Source organism: Desulfoferrobacter suflitae, from assembly GCF_022603395.1.
Classification (GTDB): domain Bacteria; phylum Desulfobacterota; class Syntrophobacteria; order Syntrophobacterales; family Syntrophobacteraceae; genus Desulfoferrobacter; species Desulfoferrobacter suflitae.
The window spans coordinates 102,730-126,621 of the sequence record NZ_JAIBKA010000007.1; the positions used below are offsets into that span (position 1 = coordinate 102,730).

Sequence of the window (23,892 nt, forward strand, 5' to 3'; positions counted from 1 at the left end):
CTATATTCCCAATTTCACCGGCAGTTCCTCAGACTGGGCAAGCACCGCATCCGTTGCCGGAACTTGCACCACAACCCGAACCATCTCACAGTCGTCTTTGGTGAGCATTATGCCGACACTGACTTTTTCTCCGGGTTTAATCGTGACACACCCGGTTTTCCGGTCAAAGGCCCCGCCGACTGTCATGCCCGTTTCGCCAACCTGTTCTCCCTTGGAAACAAGTACCACCCGCAGAGTCACCGAGTCCTTTTGAAACATATGGGGGTCGCAGGCAAGCTGTATTCCGAAGGTTCGATTGGTGATAGTTTTTGGATAACCAAATATTTTTACCTGTGCGGCGGCGGTCTTCTCCGGAGCCGCAATCGCCATGCGCAAGCTTATGACAGGGATGACCATTTCTTGCAGGCTTATACCACCGTGGTGGTAACTCAAGCCGCCTTGAGTCTTGAAAACGGCAAGTCCGGTCGGGAAGATGAAATCAAGGTCGGTATCATAGCCCAATTCTGCTCCGGAAATACGCACTGCGCCAGGAGGTGTGGCTCCTCCCCGACCCGCCCAGCAACGCCGATGAATTTCAACGGTGTCTCCTCCGGGGCTGTCCATGCGCATGTCCTCTTCTTTTCTCATGGAAAACTGGTAGCCATGGTCAGAGACGATGACAAATCTTTCTATGCCGCATCCCGCAAGTTTATGCACAGCGCGAGCAAGATTTCCGACAATAGTGTCCATCAGTTGACGAGCGAGCCAATCATCTCCGCTCTCGCCAAGTGCGTCGATTTCCTGAGACCGCACAAGAATGAGGGAGGCATCGGTCAGCCATTTGACGAGCAGGCTAACCCCGTCGGAAAGTCCGGGAAATATGAGCTTCAGCATCGAATAGGATGCTTCATCCTCTGTTTGCCGCAGGAAGGCGACGATATCTGCGTAGGTGATGCTTTCCGGGGCGAGCATCTGGTCAATGGTTCCTTCCGTGTATTTCTGTCGCAAGACATTTCTTGCCAGCCGCTTCAGCTGCGGCTCATAGGTGCCTCCGCCTTTTTCCAGCTCCATGAGAAGAGAACCTCTGTGGTCTCGCACGACACCAGGAAGATAAATGAGCAGGAGCTCAGGTTGATCGGAGTGAACCAGCGGTTCAACGGCGGCGCGCAGCCCGAAAAAAGATCCGCTAAATCGCGCCAGATGGACCTGGGTATCATGGACATGAACCGGCGTCACTGTGCCGCTCTGATTGTCCAGAACAGGCAATTCATCAATGAAGGGAGTAAACTCGTGTCGAGGGTCATAGAAAACAATGACGCAGCGCCTTTTGAGAAGTTCGAGCAGGTGCTTGCAGATGTAGTCGTGAAGTTCATTCATTTTCAATGACACCCAAAGCGTTAATCAATAAACTTCGTCATGGCTGCCGATGTCCACGAAGATGGCTCTTGTTTGATCGGCAAAATAGAATATGACCCTCGAATCGTAGGTGATACTGAAACTCCAAAGGTCCTTTAGCTTGCCTGAGAGCTTATGGGTTCTGAGTCGTTTGTCAAACGGATCTTCAACGAAAGTTTCCACCCTTTCCCAGAACAGCTTTTCGAGAGGCAATTGCCCCTTGATTCTTTTGCTGAAAGCCCTCTTAAACGAAGCACTGAACGCAACTTCAATCATTCTTCCAGCGTCCTCTGGAGCTCATTCACTGTGGCACGGAATTTGATCTTGCCTTCCTGCATTTCTGTCAAGCTTTCCTGATAGTTCATGTGAATCTGATTGCGTCTCTCTTCAAGGATGTATTGCTCCAGCAAGAACTTGAGCTCTTCTTTTTCTTCCGCGGAAAGGTTTTTTACGTCCTCAACTATTGCTGCGAAATTCTGACTCACTGCTGCAACTCCTCTGTGACCGACCGGATTTTCTATTTTTCCAAACGGTCAATGGAAATGTAAACTTTTTGGCAGGAGGGGTGGAGTGCATAGCCCGCAACCCATCAAGCTGCACTATCAATATCCTTACCAAAGCCAGGTTTCGATCTATCCCCTTTACATCTTTTAGCACCAGAGAAATTAAACTGGACCGCCATCAACCCATTCTCACGGCCATATTGTTCATTGGAGATGTTGCCATTTTCTGGTCGTTCGCCTCCCTCTTGAACGGGTCCCAGTGGAGGCGCCATTGGGTGCAGCCGAAAGCAAGCTGTCGAGGGCTGCTTTGACCCAGGAATCCGATGCCGGGTAAAGGTCGGGATGGTGTTGGTGCATCACTCGACTGGCCTGTGAAATGGCGAAAGCGATTTTGCCTTTTTCGATATTCCAATCTTTCTCGAAAATCTCCGAGTAAGTTCTCTTGAATTGGTCTAGGAGGCTGTCCGAGAATGCTTCGTTTGTCATTTCGAACGGAGCAAAGCGGAGAGAGAAATCTTTGACATCAGTTACTTGCAGGCACAAGATTTCTCGCTATCGCTCGAAATGACAGTTCTCGGACAGCCTCCTAGTCGGTCCTCGGTTTCGAGGGAAATTTCCAGTTCGGCCAAATCAAGGTCACGGGCGTAACCGAGTCGCTGAAGAAACAATCGATAGATGATTTCGGTGATGCTCTGGTTCCCGGAGCGTATGCCGCGGTCGGTCGAGACATCGAAGATCAGTGCATCGGTCGGTATCTGTTCGGTGATGCTGGCGAGCAAGACTTTGGCTTTATTGTCACCGATCCGCCGTGCGAAAAGATCTGCGGCATCTTTTCCAAGGACTTTCCGGTTTTCCAGCACCAAACCAAGTATTTTGGCAAAACTTGATTTTCCTGATCCGAAAAACCCGGAAATCCACACTGCTATTCCTTCGTGTGGCTTTTTGGGAGTCTCCCAATATTTTTCGAGTACGTCCACGTAATGGTTTCGAATGGCATCGGTTACGACGTATTCGGAAATTTCTTCCTGGATGATTTGCTCATCCGCCTGATCCACCTTTATCACTTCTTCGATTCTGCGATGGATGCCACCGAAAAACAGGTCTTTGATCAAAGCTGCAGCCATAGCCGTTTTCTCTCTTCTAAAATATCCTTGGGCGGTAGTTGTGCTCCGCGTCCAACACTCCCATGAAACGCAGTCCGGCCGCACCATCCAGCTGACCGGGGTAAAAGAGAATGGCCGGAACCTGGACTTTTCCCTTGAGTTGCTCCAGCAGGGATGACGTACGATACATAGGGAAAAGAGCTCCTGCGCGGAGAATAAAGACAATATCTCGATAAGGGTCGCAATCTGCGGGTATTCTTGAAACGACCAAATCGTCCAATGGTTGATATTCTGTCAGTACATTGTGAATTGTTTCGATAGCGGCTTCGAGTCCAACAGTTTTCTCCGCCTCGATGAGCGAATCAATGTCCATGCCTTCAGACTCCAGCGCAGCCTCCATGCATTCGGCCAGAGAAACGCAGATGACCCTTTTGCCTTTCTGCTCCAACCGGGTTTTTAGAAGTGAAACTTCTGCCCGCACTGCAAATTCGTCTTCAGGCGGATACCGAAAAATGGCGTAGGGCATGTCGTGGTAAGCGCTGATAACCGGCCGGGGGTCGGCCTGACTAAGCGCCGGTTCCAGCGTCTTGGTGAGTCTTTCTTTCCAGTCGCTCATCTAAGTGCCTCTCTTGCATATTCCATTGAAGAACTGTATGGCAAATCCAGCTGGGCCAAACTCCCGGCAACCTCATAGTGAAGCTTGCGATACCGGTGGAGGTGCAAGAGCTCTCGTTCGACATCTTCCGGGGTTTGAAGATACATACGCCAGTCCGGGTTGTTTATGATGCTGCCGGCATTCGGCCTGCTCTCTGCTATGGCATGAACGAGGTACAGGAAACTCTCTTCGGGAAGGTGATGGGATGAGAACTCTCGTACTTTTGTCCCTACCATCAAGCCAAAATCGACGGCCATACGGAGCAATCCGGCTGCGACGCGCTTGAGTGTGAGTTTTGACCAGGTTTCAGTTGATGTCAGTCCTTTTGCAGCGAGCGATCCGAGGTATGGAAAAATATCATCGAGCCAATCTTGCCACTGTGACTCAAACTGATCTTCTACCGGCGCAGGGAGGCTCCACAGGGTCATGCATCCGGGTGGGTTGAAGACTTCCTCACACCGGCTCCGGGCTACAGCAAAAGCAATACGAGCGCGGGCAAATCGATGCGTTCTGGGAAAACCCCGGCTTATGGCGATGGTGCCGTATCGCCCTAGAATGCCGCGGGTATTCCACCACTTGGCGACATCCATTTCACCATAGCGGGCGACGGTTAAGTGAAGCTTGAAAAGCCTGGTAAAGTCAATTCCAACATAAGATTCCAACTGCTGTCATTCCTTTATGGGGTCACCTGAAGAGCAGGAAAAATCTGCGGCGTCGCGGGCCTCCCGGCCCAACAATGGCGAAGGAAAACCTGCTCAATAAACAACACCGGGCTTCCACTGTACATATTTGGGAAATCATTCCAATCTGTTACGAGATGATTATGTTTATCATGAAATGATACGGCACACAACGCACTAACTTGTCGACCGGCATCGGAACTGGTTCCATGGGGAAGCACAGGTTTGCGTTGATTAAACAGCGAGAAGTCGTTATAAAGCTCAAAATTCAAAAATAGAAGGAGCGTGCAAATGCGTGAGAAAGTCGAAAAGGCGTTGGAAAAGATCAGGCCGATGCTGCAGCGGGATGGTGGCAGTGTGGAACTGGTGGATGTAGAGGGCTCGGTAGTGAAAGTCCGGTTGACAGGAGCCTGTCATGGCTGCCCCATGAGTCAGATGACTCTCAAGGCCGGGATCGAGCGCATCGTCAAGCAGGAAGTGCCGGAAGTGTCGGAAGTGGTCGCGGTCTAGCCGGCAGATTTCTTCACCAAACCTTATGGTGAGCCGGTTTACTTGTGATACGGTGTTCCCTCCAGGATACAAAAGCCCCGGTAAAGCTGCTCCACGATAACGAGTCGTGCCAGATCGTGCGGCAGGGTCAAATTGGAAAGAGAAAGTATCGAGTTCGCCCGCTCCAGTAGAGCGGGTGCGACCCCCAGTGGTCCACCCACCACCATCCACAGGTCCGCCACCCCCTGAGCTCTGATCCGGTCAAGAAAGCGGGCCAGGCCGACGGAATCGAACTGCTTGCCCCGCTGGTCCCAGACAGTGAGGTGCCCGGTCGCGCCAATGAGTTTTACAATGCGCTCCCCTTCGAGCTCCCTTACCTTATTTTCCGACGCCTTCCTGGTGATTCTTTCAGCCCTGACCACGTGGATTTGGGTCGGTGCATAGCGGCGCAACCGCTCCAGGTAGCGTTTAATTCCCGCATCAATTTCCGGAAAATTCGTTTTTCCTACAAAAACCAGGTGAATCCGCATGATTCAAACGGTAAGGCCATCAACTCTTGAGTGCCGCTATCAAGAACTCTCGATTCCCTTTGGGCCCAAGAATGGGTGATTCGGTCAGGCCGATTACCTTCAGTCCCTGGGCCGCAACAAACTCTTCGATGGTCCGGCAGACATCGTGATGGAGCTGTGGGTCACGGACAACACCACCCTTCCCCACCCGCCCCTTGCCCACTTCAAACTGAGGCTTTATCAGCGCGACCAGGGCAGCCGCAGTGTCCAAAAAGGGCAGCGCCGCTGGAATGACGATTTTCAGGGAAATGAACGACACGTCGATAACGACCGTTTGCACCGGTTCGGGAACAAGATTCCTCGCCATGGAACGGATGTTCTGCCGCTCCAGGACGATCACCCGCGGGTCCTGCCGCAGCTTCCAGGCCAGCTGACCGTACCCCACGTCCACCGCATATACTCTTTGGACGCCGAGCTGCAGCAGGCAGTCGGTGAACCCGCCGGTCGAGGCACCCACGTCCAGGGCTGTTGTGCCGCCCAGGTTCAGCTGAAAAAATTCCACAGCATGCTTGAGCTTAAGCCCGCCTCTACTGACGAAGGGAAGATTTCCCTCCAGCAATTCGATGGTGCAATCCGGCGGGACCCTTTGACCGGCTTTGGTCAATTTGTGCCCGTCAACCAGCACCTTGGCTGCAAGGATGAGCCCCTGGGCCCGTTCCCGGCTGGGCACCAAGCCTCTATCGACGAGCAGTTTGTCCAATCGCACGGAGGACTTGGCCATGGTGTCTTTTCACCAGCTCTTCCGCCGCCTGCTCGATGCCCTCTGCATCGATGCCGTGCAGGTTGCGCAGCCGGCTTTGACTGCCATGCTGAACAAAGGCGTCGGGCAACCCCTTGCGCACAAAGGCACGGGGAAAATAGGAGGCCTCCTGGAACATTTCCAGCACTGCACTGCCAAAACCGCCCTGGAGGACATTTTCTTCAATGGTGATGATGCGTCCGACCTTCTTGGCCCAACTCAATATCAGTTCCTGATCCAAAGGTTTTACGAAGCGGGCGTTCAAGACGGCCGCGTCGATGCCCTTGGACTCCAGGCGGTCGGCGGCCTCCAGCGCAGCCTGCACCGAGGAACCCACGGCTATCAAAAGCACATCGTCTCCCGCGCGCACAATCTCTCCCTTGCCGATGGGCAGGCTTTGCAGTTCGTCATCCAGGGCCACCCCTGTGCCGTTGCCGCGAGGGTAACGCAGAGCAATAGGACCGGAATGGTTTACAGCGGTTTTCAGCATGTTCTGCAATTCCTTCTCGTCCCTCGGGGCCATCAGCACCATATTGGGGATGCTGCGCAGAAAAGAGAGATCGAATACGCCATGGTGCGTGGGGCCGTCATCCCCCACAAGGCCTCCCCGGTCCATGGCAAAAATAACCGGCAGGTTTTGCAGGCAGACGTCATGAATGATCTGATCATAGGACCTTTGCAGGAACGTGGAATAGACGGCCACCACCGGCTTATAGCCCTCGGCGGCCAGGCCCGCCGCAAAAGTGACGGCATGCTGTTCGGCTATGCCCACATCGAAAAAACGTTCGGGAAATTGTTCGGCAAACAGATCCAGGCCGGTACCCTGCGGCATTGCGGCTGTAATGGCGATCACCCTGGGATCCTGCTCTGCAAGGCGCACCATGGTTTCCCCGAAAACCTTCGTATAAGATGGCGGACAAGGCCCGCCGGAAGGGATCTTGCAGCTTTCCCCCGTTTCAATGTCGAACGAGCCAACTCCGTGAAAGCCGGTCGGATCGCATTCTGCAGGCTCATAGCCGCGGCCCTTTTGGGTCATCACATGGACCAGGACCGGTCCTTCAATGTGTTTGGTGGCTTGAAGGGTTTCTACAAGACGGTCCATTCGATGCCCCTTGATGGGCCCGATGTAATGAAATTTCAGGGCGTGAAACAGCATCCCCGGAGTGAAGAAGGAAAAGAACGAGCTTTCGCTGCGCTTGATGATCTGCAGGATGTTGGGGCCGACACCGGGTATGGATTTCAGTATGTTCTCCATCTCGCGTTTGAGATAGAGAATGGTTTTGTGCGAAAGCTTGCGGCTGAGAAAGGAGGAGAGCGCCCCGACGTTTGGGGAAATGGACATTTCATTGTCGTTCAAAATGACGATAAGATTCTTGTCCAGGTCACCCGCATGATTGAGTGCCTCAAAGGCCATCCCTCCTGTCATGCTGCCGTCGCCAATTACGGCAATGACCTTATGCGGGGTGGCCTTGTAAGAATTGGCCACGGCCATGCCGAGAGCTGCCGAAATCGAGGTGCTCGCATGCCCGGCACCAAACGCGTCATACTTGCTTTCGGACCTCTTGGGGAAACCGCTCAATCCCTCAAACTGCCTTATGGTTGCGAATTGTTCGCGGCGGCCGGTGAGTATTTTGTGCGCATAGGCCTGATGCCCCACATCCCAGATGATTCGATCCTGCGGCGTATCGAACACGTGATGCAGCGCCAGAGTCAATTCAACGACGCCCAGGTTGGGCGCAAGGTGTCCCCCGTTTTGCGCGACGGTACAAATGATCAGGTCGCGAATTTCCTGGGCCAGCTGCGACAGCTCGGCCAGTGAAAGCTCTTTCAGCTGTGCAGGACTGTCAATGGTGGAAAGCAATGTTTGACCCTCTTTTTCTTTCAATGTCGTTCCCTCCTGAATGATGCAGTAACTTCGGCTCCCTATGCTTTGCGAACGAGTAAATAGCGGGCGATGGCCCGCAATGGCTCGGCCCCTTCTTCAAAAGCTGAAACCGCTGTAAGAGCGGCTTCAACATGGGCTTTGGCCGACTCTCGCGACTTCGCCAGCCCCAGGAGAGCAGGGTAGGTTTTTTTGTTCTTCGCCAAATCCGAACCGGGTTGCTTGCCCATGAGGGCTGCATCTCCCTCAACATCGAGCAGATCATCGGTGATTTGGAAGGCCAGCCCAAAATGCTGACCGTACTTTACCAGCGCGGCAACTTCTGCTGTACTGCCCCCCCCCAAAAGGGCCCCCAGCTCCAGGCAGGCGGACAAGATCGCACCGGTCTTGTGAATGTGCATATATTCGACGGTAGCCAGATCCACTTCACGCGTTTCGCATTCCAGATCGATCACCTGGCCCCCGATCATACCCCGGTAGCCCGAAGCTTTGGTGACTATGCCGATGGCCTGGAGAATTTTTTGCGGGGGCACCCGCTCATCCTTCTGAGTTGCTGCAATGAGTCCGAACGCTTCCGTCAGCAGGGCGTCCCCCGCCAGGATTGCGATGGCTTCGCCGAAGACTTTATGGTTGGTCGGCTGTCCCCGCCGGAAATCATCATTGTCCATGGCCGGCAGGTCGTCATGAATCAGCGAATAGGTGTGAATCATTTCCATGGCACACGCCACCGGCATGACCATGTCCGCCGTCCCTCCGACAACTTCCGCCGCCTGAATGCACAAAATCGGCCGCAACCTCTTGCCGCCTGCAAAGAGACTGTAACGGGCCGCCTCTATAACACTCTTTTCCAGGCCTACCGGCGCCGGCAGATATTCTTCCAGAGCCTGGTCAATGTGTTCCTTGCGGGCAGCCAAAAAGGCCTTCAAATCAAATTCTTTCATGTCTATCTCGTCGTCAATCATCCACAATGCGCCTATTTAACATGCACACGGTGAGGTTGCTATTATTTTTTAGCTTCTGGTGCGTGCACGACCTAAATGTCCGGGAGACTGTCCGAGAATGCCGGGCTGATGTCATTCCTTGGTTGCGTCCGTCGCCCCCGGTTCAAAAGCCACCGCGCTCCACTCGCCCTGCTGGTTTTTCAGCAGGGTTTGGACTTTGTTCTCTGCTTCTTCCAGCTTCTTGTGACAAAGTTGTACGAGTCGAATTCCTTCGGTGAACGCTTCCAGGGACTGCTCCAGGGTGAGATCCCCCCGTTCCAGCTTTTCGACGATCTTTTCGAGATGACTGAGAGCGTCCTCGAATTGTTCACTTTTCTTCTTGGCCATGCTGTATCCCTTCTTGCCGGTGAGGTCCCGTCTCCGGCTCGACTTTTTCCACGATGCCTTCCAGCGTTCCCTGGTAAAGCTGCACCCGAATCCGCTCGCCGCTCTCTATCGCCCCGGCCTCACGCAATACTTGATTGCCCGGCAGCCGATAGGTGATCGAATAGCCCCTGGCCAGGACGGCAAGAGGGCTCAAGGATTCGAGCTGCAGCGATGACTTCTGCAGTGCAAAGCGATTCTTATCAAGAATGTTGCGCTGATGCAATTTGATGGCATGAAAACACTGCTCCAATGTTGACCTCAGCTGTCGAATGCCCTTCGCAGGGTCATAAATGATGAGCTTCTCTGCCAGGTGTTTATGGCGCATCCTGTACTTTTCAAATTTTCGCCCAAAAGAGAGTTGCAGCCGATCGAGACGATCGTCCACATAAAGGTGCAGATCATCCAGCCGCTTTCTTGGATCAGCCAGTCGTTGTGCACAGGAATCCACCCTTTGTTTGTAGGCCTCAATTTTCCAGGAAATCCTCTGTTGCAGCTGCTCCAGATGCCTGAGCACCTCGCGCTGGAAATTGTCCAGTTGAGCAACCACCCACTCTGCCGCTGCGGTAGGCGTGGGGGCTCGGAAATCGGCCACCAGATCACTGATGGTCAAATCGATTTCATGCCCGACGGCGGAAATCACCGGAATCGGGCAGGCGAACACGGCCCGGGCCACGATCTCTTCATTGAACGGCCACAGGTCTTCGATGCTTCCGCCACCCCGGCCGACAATGATCAAGTCCCATGCAAAGCGCTCCTGCAAATGACCGACCGCATCGAGCGCCGCAGCAATTTCTGCCGCCGCTCCCTGCCCCTGCACCCGGACCGGCAGCAGGGAAATCTCGAGGGGGTAGGGACTCCGCCTTAACACCTTGAAGATATCTTGAATTGCAGCCCCCGTAGCCGATGTGATCACGGCAATTCGTTGCGGGCAGCGAGGCATGGGAGTCTTCACGGCGGAATCGAAAAGCCCTTCCGCCTGGAGCTTTTTTTTCAACTGCTCGAAGGCCAGCTGCAGCGCACCCAGGCCCTTGGGCTCCATGATCTCAACAATCAGCTGATACTCGCCGCGCGGCTCATAGACACTGATGCGCCCCTGGCAGAGAACTTCCAGACCGTCTTCCGGAGCAAATCTCAGATTGCGCTGCTGGGCGCGGAACAAAACCGCTCGCAGCTGGCTCCCTTCGTCCTTCAGGGTGAAATAGTAATGGCCGGAGGCGGGCATTCTCAGGTTGGATATCTCGCCCCGTACCCAGATGTAGCGATAATGTGATTCAAGCAGCGCTTTGATCTGAGCATTCAAATCGCTCACGGTGAAAACGCGCGTTTCCTCCAGGATCGAATAGAGCGTGCTTTTCCCTCGAGATTCTTTCATACCATCCCGTACTTGCCCATCCCACAGCATTTCCACACGGTGCAGACTGGGTGGAGCGCAGCGAAACCCAACGAGTACGCTGGCCTGCGCAGCCCGTTTTGGGTTTCGCTATCCGTACCGAGTGACGAAACCCAAAGGAATTCGGCCACTTGGGTTTGCGGCAGTGAACTAAATCGAGCGCCGTTCATCGGAACAGCTTGGGATCCATAGCGTCCCGCAGTCCCTCACCGACCAGATTATACGCTGTAATACTGGTAAAAATAGCCACGCCTGGAAAAATCGTCAGCCACCAGGCAAATTCAATATAGTCCCGACTTTGTGACAAGATATCGCCCCAGCTCGGGGTCGGCGGGGGCACACCAAATCCCAGAAAACTCAAGCTGGATTCCGTCAGTATGGCTCCCGCTATGCCAAACACGGCGGAAACAAGCACAGGCGCCATTGCATTGGGCAGCATGTGGACAAATATCAGCCGCGCGCTCGACGCTCCCAGCGCGCGCGACGCGAGCACAAAATCCAGCTGTTTCAATTTGAAGAATTCGGCCCTGACAAAGCGCGCCACGCCGGTCCAGCCAGTCAGGCCGATCACCACCATGATGTTGTAGATACTGGGTGGAAGAAAAGCTATGATGGCGATGATCATGAAAAAAGTGGGAATGGTGAGCAGAATTTCTATCAACCGGCTGACCAGTTGGTCCGCCCACCCCCCAAAATAACCGGCCAGTGCTCCCAGCAGAATACCTATGGAAACCGCGATGCCGACAGCGACAAATCCTACGGAGAGCGAAATGCGCGCCCCATAAATCATTCGGCTGAGCACATCACGGCCGCGATCGTCGGTTCCAAACCAATGCTGGACGGTGGGCGGCTCAAGACTGGCCAGCAGATCGTATTCCGTGGCCGAATAAGGCACCAACGGCCATACGGCAAAATCCCCGGGAGCCCCCAGATCACCCTGATAGATGCGGGGAAGGTTGTCTCTTTTGAGCTCCTTCCAATGATACGGCCCCACTCTTTCCAGGCCGGAAAATATGGGCCAGTACCACTGCCCGGAATGGCGCACCAGGATCGGCCGGTCATTGGCAAGCAGGGGAGCGAAAATAGCGACAGCGAAGAAAAATAGCGTGACGGCCAATCCTGCAACGGCAAGATGCTTTTGTCGAAAGTGTTTCCAAACCATCCGCCAATAAGTATGCGGGGTTTCTCGCTGCTGTCTCATAAACTCCGCCGACGGCGATCAAGGCAAAAATACGATGAACTCCATTGAAATTGACCCAACATTACTCCAGTTTGATTCTCGGGTCCAGGGTCGCGTAAAGGATGTCGGAAATCAACAGCCCCACCAGGGTGAGCAGCGCAGAAATGGTGGTGATCGCCATGATCACCGGATAGTCTCTGCTCAGAACGGATTCAAACCCGAGTTGCCCCATGCCGGGTATGGAAAATATGCTCTCGATGATGACGCTGCCGCCGAACATGGCCGGCAGCAGAAAGGCAAGCAGGGTGATGATTGGGAGCAGCGCATTGCGCAGGGCGTGTTTGAATATCACAACCCGCTCGCTCAGTCCTTTGGCGCGGGCCGTTCGGATGTAATCCTCACGAATCACCTCCAGCATCTCTGCCCGCGTGAGCCGCGAGAGGTAGGCCAATCCCCCGTAGGTCAGGCAGGTGACCGGCAAAATGAGATGCCAGAGGCGATCGGTCAACCAGCGGAAAAACGGCCAGGAATCGGCTCCAATGGAAGAAATCCCGTAGACCGGGAAAACATCCAGGAAGTCGCCCCCGCCGAAAAACATTATGAGCAACACCGCCACCCAGAAGCTGGGGAGCGAATAGAGGAAGAAAAAAAACAAGGTGAGCGCCCTGTCGCTGAAGGTATCCGCATGGGTAGCTGAATAGACGCCGAACGGGATGGCAATCAGGTAGACCAGGACTATCGATATGACATTCAACTGGATGGTTATGGGGAGCCGCTCGGCAATCTTCGCCAGGACCGGTCGATGGTCCTTGAAAGAATTGCCGAAGTCCAGGGTGAAGACTCTTTTGACCCACAGCAGGTATTGCACTATCAGCGGCTTATCGAGCCCGTAGAGCTCCTTGGTCTGCTGGATGATCTGCTGGGCTATGGCGCTTTCCCCCATCTCTCCCTGGCCGGCCATCTGCAATTTGAGGGTGGCCGGGTTACCCGGCGCCAGTTGAATGATCAGGAAAGTGATCAGGGTGATCCCAAGCAGGGTGGGTATGACTTGCAGGAGCCGCTTGATGATGTAATTTGCCATCTGCGTTCATCTCCTTCATTCCGATTGTTGTTCGGTCGCCCACCACTCCCGCGGCGCCAATCCCATGGGATAAACCTGAACATTCTGAAATCGCCGAGCCACCGCCACCAGCGCTTCAGTGGTGAACAGGAAGGTGTAGGGTTGTTCCTCGTGAATGATTTCGTGGAATCGGTGGAACAGCACATTGCGCTTTGCCGCATCAAATTCCTTGCGGGCGGTTTCAATGATGGCATCCGCCTCGGCGTTCTTGAACCCGACAAAATTGGATCCCTTTTCCGCCTGGGAAGAATGCCACAATTGAAACGGGTCCGATTCCCAGGAAAGGCTCCAGGCAAGCGTGCACGCATCGAACTGGTGCTGCTGAATGTTCTGAATGAAGACCGCCCACTCGAGCTTTCGAATACCCATTTGAATACCCACCTGCTTCAGGTTCTCCTGCATTATGGTGGCCAGCTGCTCGGCAAACTTGGAACCGGCGGAAATCAGAAACTCGAACGAAAAAGGAGCGCCATCCTTGTCAAGGACTCCATCGCCGTCGTGGTCTTCCCAACCCGCAGCTTTCAACAGGGCGACGGCACCTTCGGGATCGTAGGGATAGGGCTGAATGTAACGATTGTAAGCAGGGCTGTTGATGTAAAAGTTTCCCGTGACGATCGTGCCGAGGCCGAACAGCAGTTCTTTCAGAATACTTTCCCGGTTGACGAGCATGGTCATGGCCTGCCGCACTCTGCGATCACTGAACATAGGCCGGCGCAAATTCCACCCAACATAACTGTAGGTCGGAAGATAGTATTTGATTTTCCGAAAGTTTTTGTGAAAGCGCTCGCTGCCGGTCTGCTTGACCCACTGGATGGGGCGCAGGCTCATCAGGTCCAGGCCGCCTTTTTTCAGGACCTGCAACGCCACGGTGGAATCGGTGATCACCTTGAACACCACCCGCTCGAGTTTCGGTTTTTCACCCCAATACTGTTCGTTTCTCACCAAAACGATTTCCTTGCCCGTATCCCACTTGAGAAACCGAAAGGGACCCGTCCCAAGAGGGCTTCGCCCGATGGGGCTTTGGTTGAAATCTTCCGTTTCGGAAAAAAGATGCGCCGCAACGATCGGGATGCCGCCGCAGAATTCGAGGGCGCGAAAGTACGGAATGCGGTAATGATAACGCACCGTGTGATCGTCGATGACCTCGAGTCGATCAATGTCCTGATAGTAATTGCGCAGGTGAGCCGAATCCACTTTCGGGTCGCGTATGCGCTCGAAGGAAAAGAGGATGTCATTGGCGGTGAACGGATGACCGTCCTGCCAACGGATGTCTTTTTTCAGGTGAAAGGTGTAGGTCAGGTGATCCGCTGAAATGTCCCATGAATCCGCCAATACCGGGACCAGTTCCATGGTCTTTTCGTCGCGTTTCAACAGAGATTCGTAAATGTAGTCGTTTATGTTGGAAGCATAGGCGTCGGTTGAGGTTATGGGATTGAGTGTGGCCGGTTCGGCACTCAGATGGGTAATCAGCCAATCCTTGTTAAAAGCAGTGGCATTCCTGGAGTCACTGCAGGAGCTGAGCAGCAGAATGAGCAAGGCAGTCGCCGCCAAGGGCAAAATGCGCTGCGGCCTCAGTGAATCATGCATCCTCGATGGCCTTTTGCTGCGCCCCATCCATGGATGCAGGGGCGGCCGTCTTGATCATCTGCCTGCGCGACCAGTAGTGGATGAGAGCGAAACCGCCCACAAGCAGCACAACAAACAGGACGGACAGGATATTGAGGTACGATTGAACAAAAGCCGCAATGGGTTTCCCGAAAAAGAAAAAGAGCAGGGCCACGGCGAAGAAGCGGCCGCTCCTGCCAATGCACGATGCCAGCATGAAACGCTTCAAATCGAGCAGGAAAACCCCTGCCGCAATGGTGAAGACCTTGTAGGGAATCGGCGTGAAGGCAGCGATTCCCACGGCCCACACGTCATAGCGCTGGTAGTAACTTTCGACCAATTGCGTTTTGGCGTCAGAAAACATTCTGCGCAGCAGGGGTCGACCCCCGTAACGCCCCAGGCCATAGCCGAAACCGCCGCCCAGCACCGAACCGATCGAACAGATGGCGGCGTAAACGAGCGATCCCTTGGGATTGATCAGGCACAGAGCGATCAGTAAAACATCCGGTGGAATCGGGAAAAAGGAAGACTCGGCAAAAGCCAGAAAGCCCAACGCCAACGCCCCGTAGGGGGTGTAAGCCCAGGAAATCACCCAGTCACTCAGTGCGTGCAAGCTCTCCATCAGTTATTTGCTCACCATTCAGTCTCATACCGTTGGTTGATAAAAAATTTCATTGGCCTCATCTGGAATTTTGATGGGTTCCGTTTCACTCCACCCATCCCATGGTACCGAATGCCGGGGATGAATTAACCGGAGGATGGGTGGAGCGCAGCGAAACCCATCGCCGTTCATTGTCGGTTAATTCATTCCCGGCATCCAGAGCGCCCAAACCAGGCCAAGCGCCCCCACCAGCCAGCAGTACGGCGCGAACACAAAAAAATTCCCTTTGCGCACGATTTTGAGCAGTATCCGCAGAGCCATGTACCCGGACACGCCGGCCGTCAAAATCCCTACCACGGTTTGCAGCACATCAACATTTTCCAGCTTGATGTGCGCCCCCTCCAGAATGAGAGCGCCAATGACCGCCGGCACAAACAGCAGAAAAGAATACCGTCCTGCCCAGTCGCGTTCAAGACCCAGAAAGAGTCCCGCCGAAATGGTCGCCCCGGATCTCGATATGCCGGGAGCCAGAGCCATCGACTGACACACCCCTATCCACAGGGCCTGCTTGCCGCGGGTGAGCCCCGGCGGTTTTAGCACCGGAGGTTTGACGTACCGCGTGAGCCACAGAAATGTCCCGGTAATCAACAGGTTGATCGATACGGCGGTGACCGATGCGAAAGCACTCTCCAGGGCATGCCGGGCAAAAAGACCCACGAACACCGTCGGCAACGTTCCAACACACACCAGCAGGAATATTCGCTCCTGCATGTTCAGGCGGCGGGGATTCGACTTCATGAAGGGGCGCCGCAACGTCAAATGGATGCCGCCCTGAACCAGATCCCGGACATCTTTATGGAACACCGCCAAAACCGCCAGAAATGTCCCCAGGTGGAGGCAGACGTCAAAAAAGACGGCCGGCTCTTTCCAGCCCAGCAGACGCTGGGCGATCACCAGATGCCCCGAACTGCTGATGGGCAAAAACTCGGTGATCCCCTGCACAACTCCCAGCATAACAGCTGTTGAAAGATTCATCCAACCCCCTGGAGCGTCCCCGCGGTACAGGATTAAAGTCCATGTTCAAACGGCGGCACAGCGCGCACCCTGTCACCGGTGGATGCTTCTACCACATAGCCCGGGGTTCAACAAGGTCAATGTGCAGCCCTTAAAACAGCGTCACGCTGACGTCGAGTCCCCATAAAAAAAACCCCTCTCGCGAGAAAGGGGTCAGCGGCTTCCTGCAATGTCGAGATGCGCAATCAAAGGGTTACAGGTTGTTCACATCGATGTTGCGGATAAACGTCTTGATGTCTTCCATCCACAGTTCCAGTTTGGCATCGCGCTCCTCGGATGCCGCATCGCGCTCGGAACTTTCGGAATTGAGAGTCGTATTGACCGCGGGAACCAGCGATTCTTCGCCGGTATTGGGGCCTTCCATGGTCCTGCTGGCCAGATCATGCCCTTTGAGCCAATCAGCCCTTGGTTTTATATTTTCAGCAAAATTCATCTTGAACTCCTCCTTGCAGCGATATTTTGTATGGTAAGTGTACACTAATCACACTTGTTTTCAAAGTAAAGCGCGAGAATCATTTCGATAAAACATTTGCACGGTGGTCCCCGGCCGATTCTAATCGCCTTCCCCGGGACGTTCTCGGACAATGCACTCGAGCCGATCCCCGCTGCGCACACCCAGAGCCGCAGCAGCGCTGCCCTGATTCATGGCCACCTCGAGATAGCCGCTGCTGCCGAAGAGAAGCAAAAGCCGGCCCGGTTCCACCTGGGCGTAGGTGTCGACAAACCGGTCGATGCGATGCTCACCGAGCATCACGGTCAGCTCATCGGCAGCAGCAACGCCTTGCATCTGTTCCTTTTTCACGTTGCTGATAATGTTGCCGAAACGATCGATGTGCAGCACTTCGCCCTCGAGCCGGTTGCCTTTACGGCTGACGGCATTCCATGGCGGCAGCAACACCTCCGCAGGCGACCCGAGCGCCTCCATGGCCAGCCCTGCCGCCAGGTGAGCCGCTACCGGTGCGAACACGTCGCGACCGTGGAACGTAGTGCTGACTTCAGGTCGCCAATAGGCTGAATTTTCCAGGCTTCGAGCATTCCACCCCGAAGATTCCCGCAACACAAGCGCAAACAAACCGTTGTCGGGTCCCACAAAATATTGGCCGGCGGCTTTCACGGCCAACGCGCGGCGCCCGCTACCGACCCCGGGATCGACGACCGCCAGGTGCACCGTGCCGCCCGGAAAATGGCTGTAGGCGGTGGAGAGCACGTAGGCTCCCGCACGCACATCCTGCGGCGGAATTTCGTGAGAAATGTCCACCAGGGAAGCTCCCGGGCAAATTCCCAGGATGACCCCCTTCATGCTCGCCACGTAGCCGTCTTCCATGCCAAAGTCAGTCAGCAGGGTGATGATCGGTCCCATGATGCCCCATAACCGCAGATCGTTCCATTTGATGACGGGCGCGAATGATGCTGGGAGCCTTGTCGTCAAATTCCTGACGCAGCTGCAGCACAATGACCGAAGCAATGACCAGCAAGCCCCCCAGGAGCTGCAGCGGCTCCATCGTCTCCCCCAGAAACAGGTAGGCCACCACACCGGCCGTGATGGGTTCCAGGGTCGCCGTGATGCTGGCCCGCGTCGAGCGAATCAGGCTGATCCCCTCGAAATAAAGTCCAAAGGGCACCACCGTCCCCAGCACCACGATGTAGATGATCCAGAACCATTCGATGCCGCTGTAGTCCCGGGCAAAAGATTCGAACGGTGCCGGCGCGCCGCTCCACAGCAGCCGGCCCATATTCCAGAAGACCGCCGATGTGAGCAGAGCGTAGAACAGCACCGTCCAGGGATTGTAGCGCCGCATGCCCCGCTCTCCGTAGATCGAATAGAAGGCGAAGGCGACGGCGGCACACAGACCCCCCAGGACACCCAGTTTGTTGAGCTGAAACAGATCGAGATTGTAGGCGCCCACAACCAGGTAACAACCCATGGTGGCGCCAACAATGGCGGCCAGGGTGAGCCGGGTGAGCTTTTCGCGCGCAAACACAACCGAATAGAGCGCGATCAGGGCAGGCGCCAGGTACTGAAGCAGGATGGCCGCCGCCACCTTGATTTTGCTGATGGCGTAGAAGTAGGTGAACTGTACCATGGCCATGCCCAAGACGCCCAACACCATAAAATAGACGGCGTCTCGCGGCGCAATGGCAAGCAGCGGGCGGCGGCGCACCAGGAGCCACAGGAAAAGACAGGCGCTGGCCAGCGTCACCCTCAACTGCACCAGCTCGAGGGGGGTCACACCCTGCTGGAACAGGAATTTCCCCGACGAACCGGATACCGCCCAGAGCACGGCGGCCAAAATCACACAAAAATAACCCCAGCGGGGAGAAGCGGATAACGTCGTCATTTGGGCATACCTCCTCCTTGGCCGTCACCATAACTAAAAACCGGATAAATAAAAAGCTCCCCGCCAAAGTCTCCTTTACAACTCATTGGTAAGGGAGTAATTTTGCTGAAATTGTTCACCGCAAAGACGCAAAGGGCACAAAGACGCGTAAAGATCCCTCCCCGCCGGAGACAACCTTTGCGAACCTTGGCGCTCTTTGCGCCGTCGCGAATTTGCCGGGAAATGGTCGCAGCTTTGAACACTCACCGGGGATCGAGGGGCGTGAGCGAATGAGATTTTCCAGAAGCCAGTACAGTGTGGCCGGACTGAGAAGGTTTGGAGCCATCTCCCGGGTGCTGCTCAAGCATGGGTTCGGGGACGTGGTCGAGCGGCTGTTCGGCCGTTCCGGTGGACGGCCGAAAGCACCGCAGGGCAAGGAATTGCTGCTGCGCTCCGGGTTTCCATCCCCGCGTCGCATCCGCCTGGTTCTGGAAGAACTGGGGCCGAGCTTTATCAAGCTGGGTCAGCTGATGAGCACCCGCGCCGATATTTTCCCCCCGGAATACATCGAAGAGCTCAAGAAGCTGCAGGACAGTGTTCCCCCGATCCCGTACCGGGAGATCCAGGGGGTCATCGAACAGGAGCTGGGCAAACCGATCGGCAAGATCTTCGCCGAGTTCAGCACAGAATCCATTGCCGCGGCATCCGTCGCCCAGGTGCATCTGGCCAGGCTGTTCAGCGGGGAAAAGGTTGCCGTGAAGGTCATACGACCCGGCATTGACGGGAAAATCCGCCAAGACATACGCCTCATGTACCTCCTGGCGGACAAGATCGAAAAGTCCTTCGAGATCGGTCGCATCATCGGTGCGACCAACTTGGTGAAGGAATTTGAAAAGACCATCTTCAAAGAACTGGATATGTTCATCGAAGCAGGGAGCATCGAAAAATTCGCGCGCAATTTTGCTCAGGTGGAGGAGATTTACATCCCCAAGGTCTACTGGGATTATACGACCAAATCCATTCTCGTCATGGAACGAATCGACGGCATTAAGATGGACCAGGTGGATGCCATCGTGGCGCGCGGAATCGATCCCAAGGAAATCGCCATGATCGGCCTGCGCTCCTTTTCCCGCCAGTTGATGGAATTCGGTTTCTTTCATGCCGACCCGCACCCGGGCAATACCATCGTGTTGCCCGACGGCCGCGTCAGCCTGGTCGATTTCGGCATCACGGGCTATCTCGACGATGAAATGATGCGCCAGATCGCCAACCTCTTCCTGGGCTACGCCGAACACGACTACGACATGGTGATGGAAGCCTTGTGGGACGCCGGGCTCATCGACGAGCAGTCCATGGATCTCAACAGTTTCAGAATCGATTTGAAGGACGTCAGCGAGTCGTTCTACGGTCGATCGCTGCAAAATATCTCGGTCAGGGACGTCTACGATCAGGTGATGCAACTGGTGCTGAAATACCAGATTCGGCTGCCGCGCAACCTGCTGCTGCTGTTCAAGACCTTCATCCAGACGGAAGCGCTCGGAAAAATCCTGGGCAGCGACGCCAGCATCTTGGAAGTCACTCGCCCCTATGCCAAAAAACTGCTGCAGCAGGGCTACGATGCCAGGAAGCTGTATAAGAACATCGGCAGAGACAGCCGCATTATCGGCGGCTATCTGAAAACCGCGCCCAGGTATGTGCACGATATTTTGCGCCAGACGGCCGCCGGCAAACAGCGCCTCGAATTCCACCACACCGGTTTCGAGTCCCTGGATGCCCGGTTCGAGAAAGGGATCAACCGGCTCACCGTCGGGCTGGTCATTGCCGCATCCATCATTGCCGCGGCGCTGATCCTGAACTCCTCGCAGAAGGTCCTGGAATTCGCCATTCCCCTGGCAGGCACCCACAATATATCCATCACCGCCCTGCTGGGCATTGTCGGTTATGTCATTGCGACCATTCTGGGCGTCTGGCTTATCGTCTCCATTCTGCGCTCGGGAAAGCTCTGAGTGCACAGCCGCATGATGCAGACCGATCCGCCTCAAGCAAGTTTTAACTCATCACTCCTTTTCCCCTGCACTCACTGCTGAAGCAGTTGCGTAGCTTGGGTTGCGTCACGCGCGGCGCGGCATCGGCGCTTTCAGCGTCGCGCACGGGGGGGGCGGTCGACGGTTTTGCGGTTGACCATTGACCTTCGCCGCCGCCCTTCGTTACATTTAGCCACCATGAAGCCGACCTTATACACATATTTGGTGAAGGAACAGCTGGCACCGCTTCTGACGTGTCTGCTCGGGCTCAGCCTGGTGCTTGTGACGGGCCAGCTCATCCAGCTGATCCGCTACCTTTTTTCCACCTCGGTCTCCTCCTTCGGCCTGCTGGAAATCATCCTGCTGGCTTTGCCTCAACTGGTGCTTTACGCCCTGCCCATGGCGGCCATCATGGGGGTTTTGCTGGGATTCATCCGGTTGAGCGGCGACAACGAAATCATTGCCCTCAAAGCCGCCGGCGTGAGTTTCCGCCAGTTTCTGCCGGCGGTTCTATCCGTGCTGCTGCTGACCACCGTTTTCTCCCTGGTCAATTCCATTTATGCGGTACCGAGAGCCAACAAGGCGCTGCAGAACAAGCTGGTGTCGCTGGGGCGATCCAACCTGTCCGTGCTGCTGCGGCAAGGGGTGTTCATCGATCTCATCCCGAACGTGGTCTTCTTCTTCAAGGAAGTGAATCCTTCCGCTTTGTCGGTCCAGGGGATCTTCGTGCAGGACCAGCGCAAGCGTGAAATCAGCGCAGCCATTGTGGCCCAAGGGGCGCGCATTTCCTATCAACCCGAGCCCGCCCAGATCGTCTTCAATATGCACAACGGCAGCATCACCAGGGTAGGGAAAGATCTGGACGACAGTCAGAACATCCTCTTCAAGACATATGAGCTCAGTCTGCCGTTGGACGAAATCGTGTCCAAAGCCGCCACCGGCTCCAGGGCCAAGCGGGAAATGATGACCGTCAGCGAGCTGCAGGGCGTCATCCGGGAAAGAGGCCTGGAGAGCTCCTACTCGTATGCGCTCGAGCTGCACAAACGTTTTGCTTTGCCCGTAGGCTGCCTGTTTCTGGGATTGCTGGGAGCGCCTCTGGGAACCTTCTTCAGGCGCGCCGGAAGGATGACCGGGGTCGCCATCGCTCTGGGCCTCTTCGTGGCCTACTATGTTTTGCTTTCCGCCGGAAGCGGACTGGGCAAGAATGGAATCATTCCCTGTTTTGTGGCGGTATGGACTCCCAACTTGGTGATGCTGGCCGCCGGCCTGCTGCTCTGGAACAAAGCTCACCAGGATTCTCCTTTCAAGACAGCGGTTCTCTACGACCGTCTGCGCGAGGCCACGGCCGGTTGGTGCAAAGCGGTGCGCTTGTCTCGAAAGCACGAGGCGTAGTGTGAAGATCATAACACGCTACATCCTGAGGCTTTTCCTGCCGATCTTCGGGCTGGCGCTGTCGGCCTTCGTGGGACTCTACCTGGTGATTGATTTCTTCGAGAAAATGGACGACATCCTGGGAGGGTCCGCGTCCGCGGCATCCGCTTTTGCCTACTTTCTGTACCGTTCGCCGGCCATCATCGCCCAGGGAATTCCCCTGGTGGTGCTCCTGTCAGTCGTTATAACGCTAGGCATTCTCAAAAGAAACCGTGAGCTGATCGCGCTGCGGGCGGCCGGGGTAAGTCCTTACATCTACGTGGGACCGATGGTCGCCATGGCCCTGCTGTTGTCCGTGGCCGAGTTCTGGCTGGGGGAATCCCTGGCTCGTCCCTTGGACAAGGCTGCGCAACGAGTCTGGGATCATCAGATCCGCGGGCACGAAACACCCATCCTGTGGACCCAGGAGAATGTCTGGTACTGGGGAAAAGACGCCATCTACCACATTCGTCTCTATGACCAGAGAAGGCATGCCCTGGAAAATGTCACGGTATTTTACGTGGATGCGGATTTCCGCCTGAAGCAGCGCATCGATGCCAAGGAAATACGCTGGATCAATGACCAGTGGGTGGCGCAGGACGGGGTCACCATCAATTTCACCGGTTCCGAGCCGCAGCAGCAATGGTTTACCGCAAAGCCCATGCAGTTGCCCGAAACTCCTGAAGATTTCAAAAGCATCGAAGCAGCCCCCGAGGACCTCAGCTGGGAAAACCTGCGCCACTATACCAGCAAACTGCGCAGCGAAGGCTATGTGGCGGCGCCCTACGAAGTGGAACTGCATCGCCGCGTAGCCTTCCCGGTCATGACTTTTGTCCTGGCCCTTCTGGGCATCAACATGGCTTTGCGCCAGGGACTCCACGGAGGCATAGCGAGCGGTGCCATTGTCGCGCTGCTGCTGGCATTCGCCTACCTGACCCTGTCCCAGGTGGGTTGTTCACTGGCCACCTCGGGTCTTCTGCCTGCGGCCGTCGGCGTGTGGATGGTCAATGTGGCGTTCGCCGCTTTCACCTGCTTTTTGTGGGTCACAAACGATCAGTAGAATCCCGGCCGCGCCCCTGATTTTCTATGCGGTGCAGGCCGAGGAGATAGAAGCACCCCGCCGCCGACAAATAGACCAGCCCTCCCGACCAGATGACGTCGCTGGGGAAGTGCTGCCCCTGAACCATTCGCGTCAAACCCATGGTCAAGCCAAAACCCAGGCCGCAGATCAGGAAGACACGAGCCCACGTCCTGTGGCGGGCCCGCAGGATAAAATACGGGCAGATCATAAAGAAGCCTATGGCGGCGTGGCCGGAAGGAAAAGAATAATTTTTCGGCGGGCCTTTTTCCCATACCTGGTGGAATTCCTTGTGGCCCCCGAAGTACATGATCTCCCGTGGTCGAGGTCTGCCCCAGTTTTCCTTGAGACCGAAGTTCACCAGCAAGCCCGGTCCGATCACAAGGGCCAGCAAAATGAAGAGCATCTGTTTTCTGAAAGGCGCCAAGGTGTCGAGGCGGAGGGAAGCGAGCAGGGCGATCAGAGCACCCGCCGCCAGGACAATGCCCGGGATGACGCCGTAGTTGTAAAGGAACACCCAGGGGTTATCGTTGCGGTATATCCATCCATCGGATTCGCTGTAGAACAGACCGAGGATGGTCAAATCCAGGTCGGTCAGGCGAAACAGCAGTGTCAAGCAGGATAAGATCAACAATGGCAGGAGAAAATCCTTGATCAAATGGCGCATCAATCACCTTGAGAAATTTGACATTGATTCCTGTACAAGAACTTTCGTTCGTATCCCGGCAGTC

Annotated in this window: 25 protein-coding genes; 4 read left to right on the top strand and 21 right to left on the bottom strand. The window is 55.3% G+C overall.

Annotation, left to right across the window (positions count from 1 at the left end; all coding sequences use genetic code 11):
- From K1V27_RS13535 to K1V27_RS13560, 6 genes are all read right to left on the bottom strand, one after another.
- Nucleotides 1-1,356, bottom strand: a complete 1,356-nt coding sequence (locus K1V27_RS13535; protein ID WP_258930559.1) for a PglZ domain-containing protein — start codon at nucleotides 1,354-1,356, stop codon at nucleotides 1-3.
- 24 nt (nucleotides 1,357-1,380) lie between these two features.
- On the bottom strand, nucleotides 1,381-1,647 hold the full coding sequence (locus K1V27_RS13540) for a type II toxin-antitoxin system RelE/ParE family toxin (RefSeq protein ID WP_353740582.1): 267 nt from the start codon (nucleotides 1,645-1,647) through the stop codon (nucleotides 1,381-1,383).
- Complete coding sequence (locus tag K1V27_RS13545; RefSeq protein ID WP_258930561.1) at nucleotides 1,647-1,859, bottom strand: hypothetical protein; 213 nt, start codon at nucleotides 1,857-1,859, stop codon at nucleotides 1,647-1,649. The genes K1V27_RS13540 and K1V27_RS13545 overlap by 1 nt, the downstream gene beginning before the upstream one ends.
- A gap of 545 nt (nucleotides 1,860-2,404) precedes the next feature.
- Nucleotides 2,405-3,001: a hypothetical protein gene (locus K1V27_RS13550; protein ID WP_258930562.1), complete on the bottom strand. Its 597-nt coding sequence runs from the start codon at nucleotides 2,999-3,001 to the stop codon at nucleotides 2,405-2,407.
- A gap of 16 nt (nucleotides 3,002-3,017) precedes the next feature.
- Nucleotides 3,018-3,596, bottom strand: a complete 579-nt coding sequence (locus tag K1V27_RS13555) for a DUF1788 domain-containing protein (RefSeq protein WP_258930563.1) — start codon at nucleotides 3,594-3,596, stop codon at nucleotides 3,018-3,020.
- The gene (locus K1V27_RS13560) at nucleotides 3,593-4,297 is read right to left on the bottom strand and encodes a BrxE family protein (protein ID WP_258930564.1); all 705 of its coding nucleotides are present in this window, start codon (nucleotides 4,295-4,297) and stop codon (nucleotides 3,593-3,595) included. The genes K1V27_RS13555 and K1V27_RS13560 overlap by 4 nt, the downstream gene beginning before the upstream one ends.
- Before the next feature lie 309 nt (nucleotides 4,298-4,606).
- On the opposite strand from K1V27_RS13560, the gene K1V27_RS13565 reads away from it, so the two are divergent.
- Nucleotides 4,607-4,825, top strand: coding sequence for a NifU family protein (locus K1V27_RS13565; protein ID WP_258930565.1), 219 nt, complete (start codon nucleotides 4,607-4,609; stop codon nucleotides 4,823-4,825).
- A gap of 38 nt (nucleotides 4,826-4,863) precedes the next feature.
- Here the strand turns inward: K1V27_RS13565 and K1V27_RS13570 are convergent, their stop codons facing one another.
- The 14 genes from K1V27_RS13570 to K1V27_RS13635 all read right to left on the bottom strand — a co-directional run bounded on the left by K1V27_RS13570 (nucleotide 4,864) and on the right by K1V27_RS13635 (nucleotide 18,670).
- Complete coding sequence (locus K1V27_RS13570; RefSeq protein ID WP_258930566.1) at nucleotides 4,864-5,334, bottom strand: 23S rRNA (pseudouridine(1915)-N(3))-methyltransferase RlmH; 471 nt, start codon at nucleotides 5,332-5,334, stop codon at nucleotides 4,864-4,866.
- A 19-nt stretch (nucleotides 5,335-5,353) separates the two neighbouring features.
- Nucleotides 5,354-6,094: a TlyA family RNA methyltransferase gene (locus K1V27_RS13575; protein WP_258930568.1), complete on the bottom strand. Its 741-nt coding sequence runs from the start codon at nucleotides 6,092-6,094 to the stop codon at nucleotides 5,354-5,356.
- A complete protein-coding gene (gene dxs / locus K1V27_RS13580) occupies nucleotides 6,051-7,997 on the bottom strand; it encodes a 1-deoxy-D-xylulose-5-phosphate synthase (RefSeq protein ID WP_258930570.1) in 1,947 nt (648 codons plus the stop codon). The genes K1V27_RS13575 and dxs overlap by 44 nt, the downstream gene beginning before the upstream one ends.
- A 38-nt stretch (nucleotides 7,998-8,035) precedes the next feature.
- Nucleotides 8,036-8,956, bottom strand: a complete 921-nt coding sequence (locus tag K1V27_RS13585; RefSeq protein ID WP_258930572.1) for a polyprenyl synthetase family protein — start codon at nucleotides 8,954-8,956, stop codon at nucleotides 8,036-8,038.
- Nucleotides 8,957-9,067: 111 nt separating this feature from the next.
- Complete coding sequence (locus K1V27_RS13590) at nucleotides 9,068-9,322, bottom strand: exodeoxyribonuclease VII small subunit (protein WP_258930573.1); 255 nt, start codon at nucleotides 9,320-9,322, stop codon at nucleotides 9,068-9,070.
- Nucleotides 9,303-10,733, bottom strand: a complete 1,431-nt coding sequence (gene xseA, locus K1V27_RS13595; protein WP_258930574.1) for an exodeoxyribonuclease VII large subunit — start codon at nucleotides 10,731-10,733, stop codon at nucleotides 9,303-9,305. The genes K1V27_RS13590 and xseA overlap by 20 nt, the downstream gene beginning before the upstream one ends.
- A 184-nt stretch (nucleotides 10,734-10,917) precedes the next feature.
- On the bottom strand, nucleotides 10,918-11,952 hold the full coding sequence (locus K1V27_RS13600; RefSeq protein ID WP_258930575.1) for an ABC transporter permease: 1,035 nt from the start codon (nucleotides 11,950-11,952) through the stop codon (nucleotides 10,918-10,920).
- Between the two features lie 61 nt (nucleotides 11,953-12,013).
- Complete coding sequence (locus K1V27_RS13605; protein WP_258930576.1) at nucleotides 12,014-13,012, bottom strand: ABC transporter permease; 999 nt, start codon at nucleotides 13,010-13,012, stop codon at nucleotides 12,014-12,016.
- Nucleotides 13,013-13,027: 15 nt separating this feature from the next.
- Entirely contained in the window at nucleotides 13,028-14,638 is a 1,611-nt protein-coding gene (locus K1V27_RS13610) for a peptide-binding protein (RefSeq protein ID WP_258930577.1), read from the bottom strand.
- On the bottom strand, nucleotides 14,631-15,278 hold the full coding sequence (locus tag K1V27_RS13615; RefSeq protein WP_258930578.1) for a YqaA family protein: 648 nt from the start codon (nucleotides 15,276-15,278) through the stop codon (nucleotides 14,631-14,633). Before K1V27_RS13615 ends, K1V27_RS13610 begins: the two co-directional genes overlap by 8 nt.
- 177 nt (nucleotides 15,279-15,455) lie before the next feature.
- Entirely contained in the window at nucleotides 15,456-16,292 is an 837-nt protein-coding gene (locus K1V27_RS13620; protein WP_258930579.1) for an undecaprenyl-diphosphate phosphatase, read from the bottom strand.
- A 232-nt stretch (nucleotides 16,293-16,524) separates the two neighbouring features.
- Nucleotides 16,525-16,764 carry a hypothetical protein gene (locus K1V27_RS13625; protein WP_258930580.1) on the bottom strand — a complete coding sequence of 80 codons (240 nt, stop codon included), beginning with the start codon at nucleotides 16,762-16,764 and terminating at the stop codon, nucleotides 16,525-16,527.
- Between the two features lie 120 nt (nucleotides 16,765-16,884).
- On the bottom strand, nucleotides 16,885-17,691 hold the full coding sequence (locus K1V27_RS13630) for an SAM hydrolase/SAM-dependent halogenase family protein (protein ID WP_258930581.1): 807 nt from the start codon (nucleotides 17,689-17,691) through the stop codon (nucleotides 16,885-16,887).
- Nucleotides 17,663-18,670 carry a DMT family transporter gene (locus tag K1V27_RS13635; protein ID WP_258930582.1) on the bottom strand — a complete coding sequence of 336 codons (1,008 nt, stop codon included), beginning with the start codon at nucleotides 18,668-18,670 and terminating at the stop codon, nucleotides 17,663-17,665. The genes K1V27_RS13630 and K1V27_RS13635 overlap by 29 nt, the downstream gene beginning before the upstream one ends.
- A gap of 269 nt (nucleotides 18,671-18,939) precedes the next feature.
- Between K1V27_RS13635 and K1V27_RS13640 the strand changes: the two genes are divergently transcribed.
- The 3 genes from K1V27_RS13640 to lptG all read left to right on the top strand — a co-directional run bounded on the left by K1V27_RS13640 (nucleotide 18,940) and on the right by lptG (nucleotide 23,143).
- Entirely contained in the window at nucleotides 18,940-20,655 is a 1,716-nt protein-coding gene (locus K1V27_RS13640; protein WP_258930583.1) for an ABC1 kinase family protein, read from the top strand.
- A 216-nt stretch (nucleotides 20,656-20,871) separates the two neighbouring features.
- Nucleotides 20,872-22,065 carry an LptF/LptG family permease gene (locus tag K1V27_RS13645; RefSeq protein WP_258930584.1) on the top strand — a complete coding sequence of 398 codons (1,194 nt, stop codon included), beginning with the start codon at nucleotides 20,872-20,874 and terminating at the stop codon, nucleotides 22,063-22,065.
- Nucleotide 22,066: 1 nt separating this feature from the next.
- Complete coding sequence (gene lptG, locus K1V27_RS13650; RefSeq protein ID WP_258930585.1) at nucleotides 22,067-23,143, top strand: LPS export ABC transporter permease LptG; 1,077 nt, start codon at nucleotides 22,067-22,069, stop codon at nucleotides 23,141-23,143.
- Here lptG and K1V27_RS13655 read toward each other — a convergent pair.
- Nucleotides 23,127-23,828: a phosphatase PAP2 family protein gene (locus tag K1V27_RS13655; RefSeq protein ID WP_258930586.1), complete on the bottom strand. Its 702-nt coding sequence runs from the start codon at nucleotides 23,826-23,828 to the stop codon at nucleotides 23,127-23,129. The two genes, lptG and K1V27_RS13655, sit on opposite strands and share 17 nt — an antisense overlap.
- Nucleotides 23,829-23,892 lie beyond the last annotated feature (64 nt).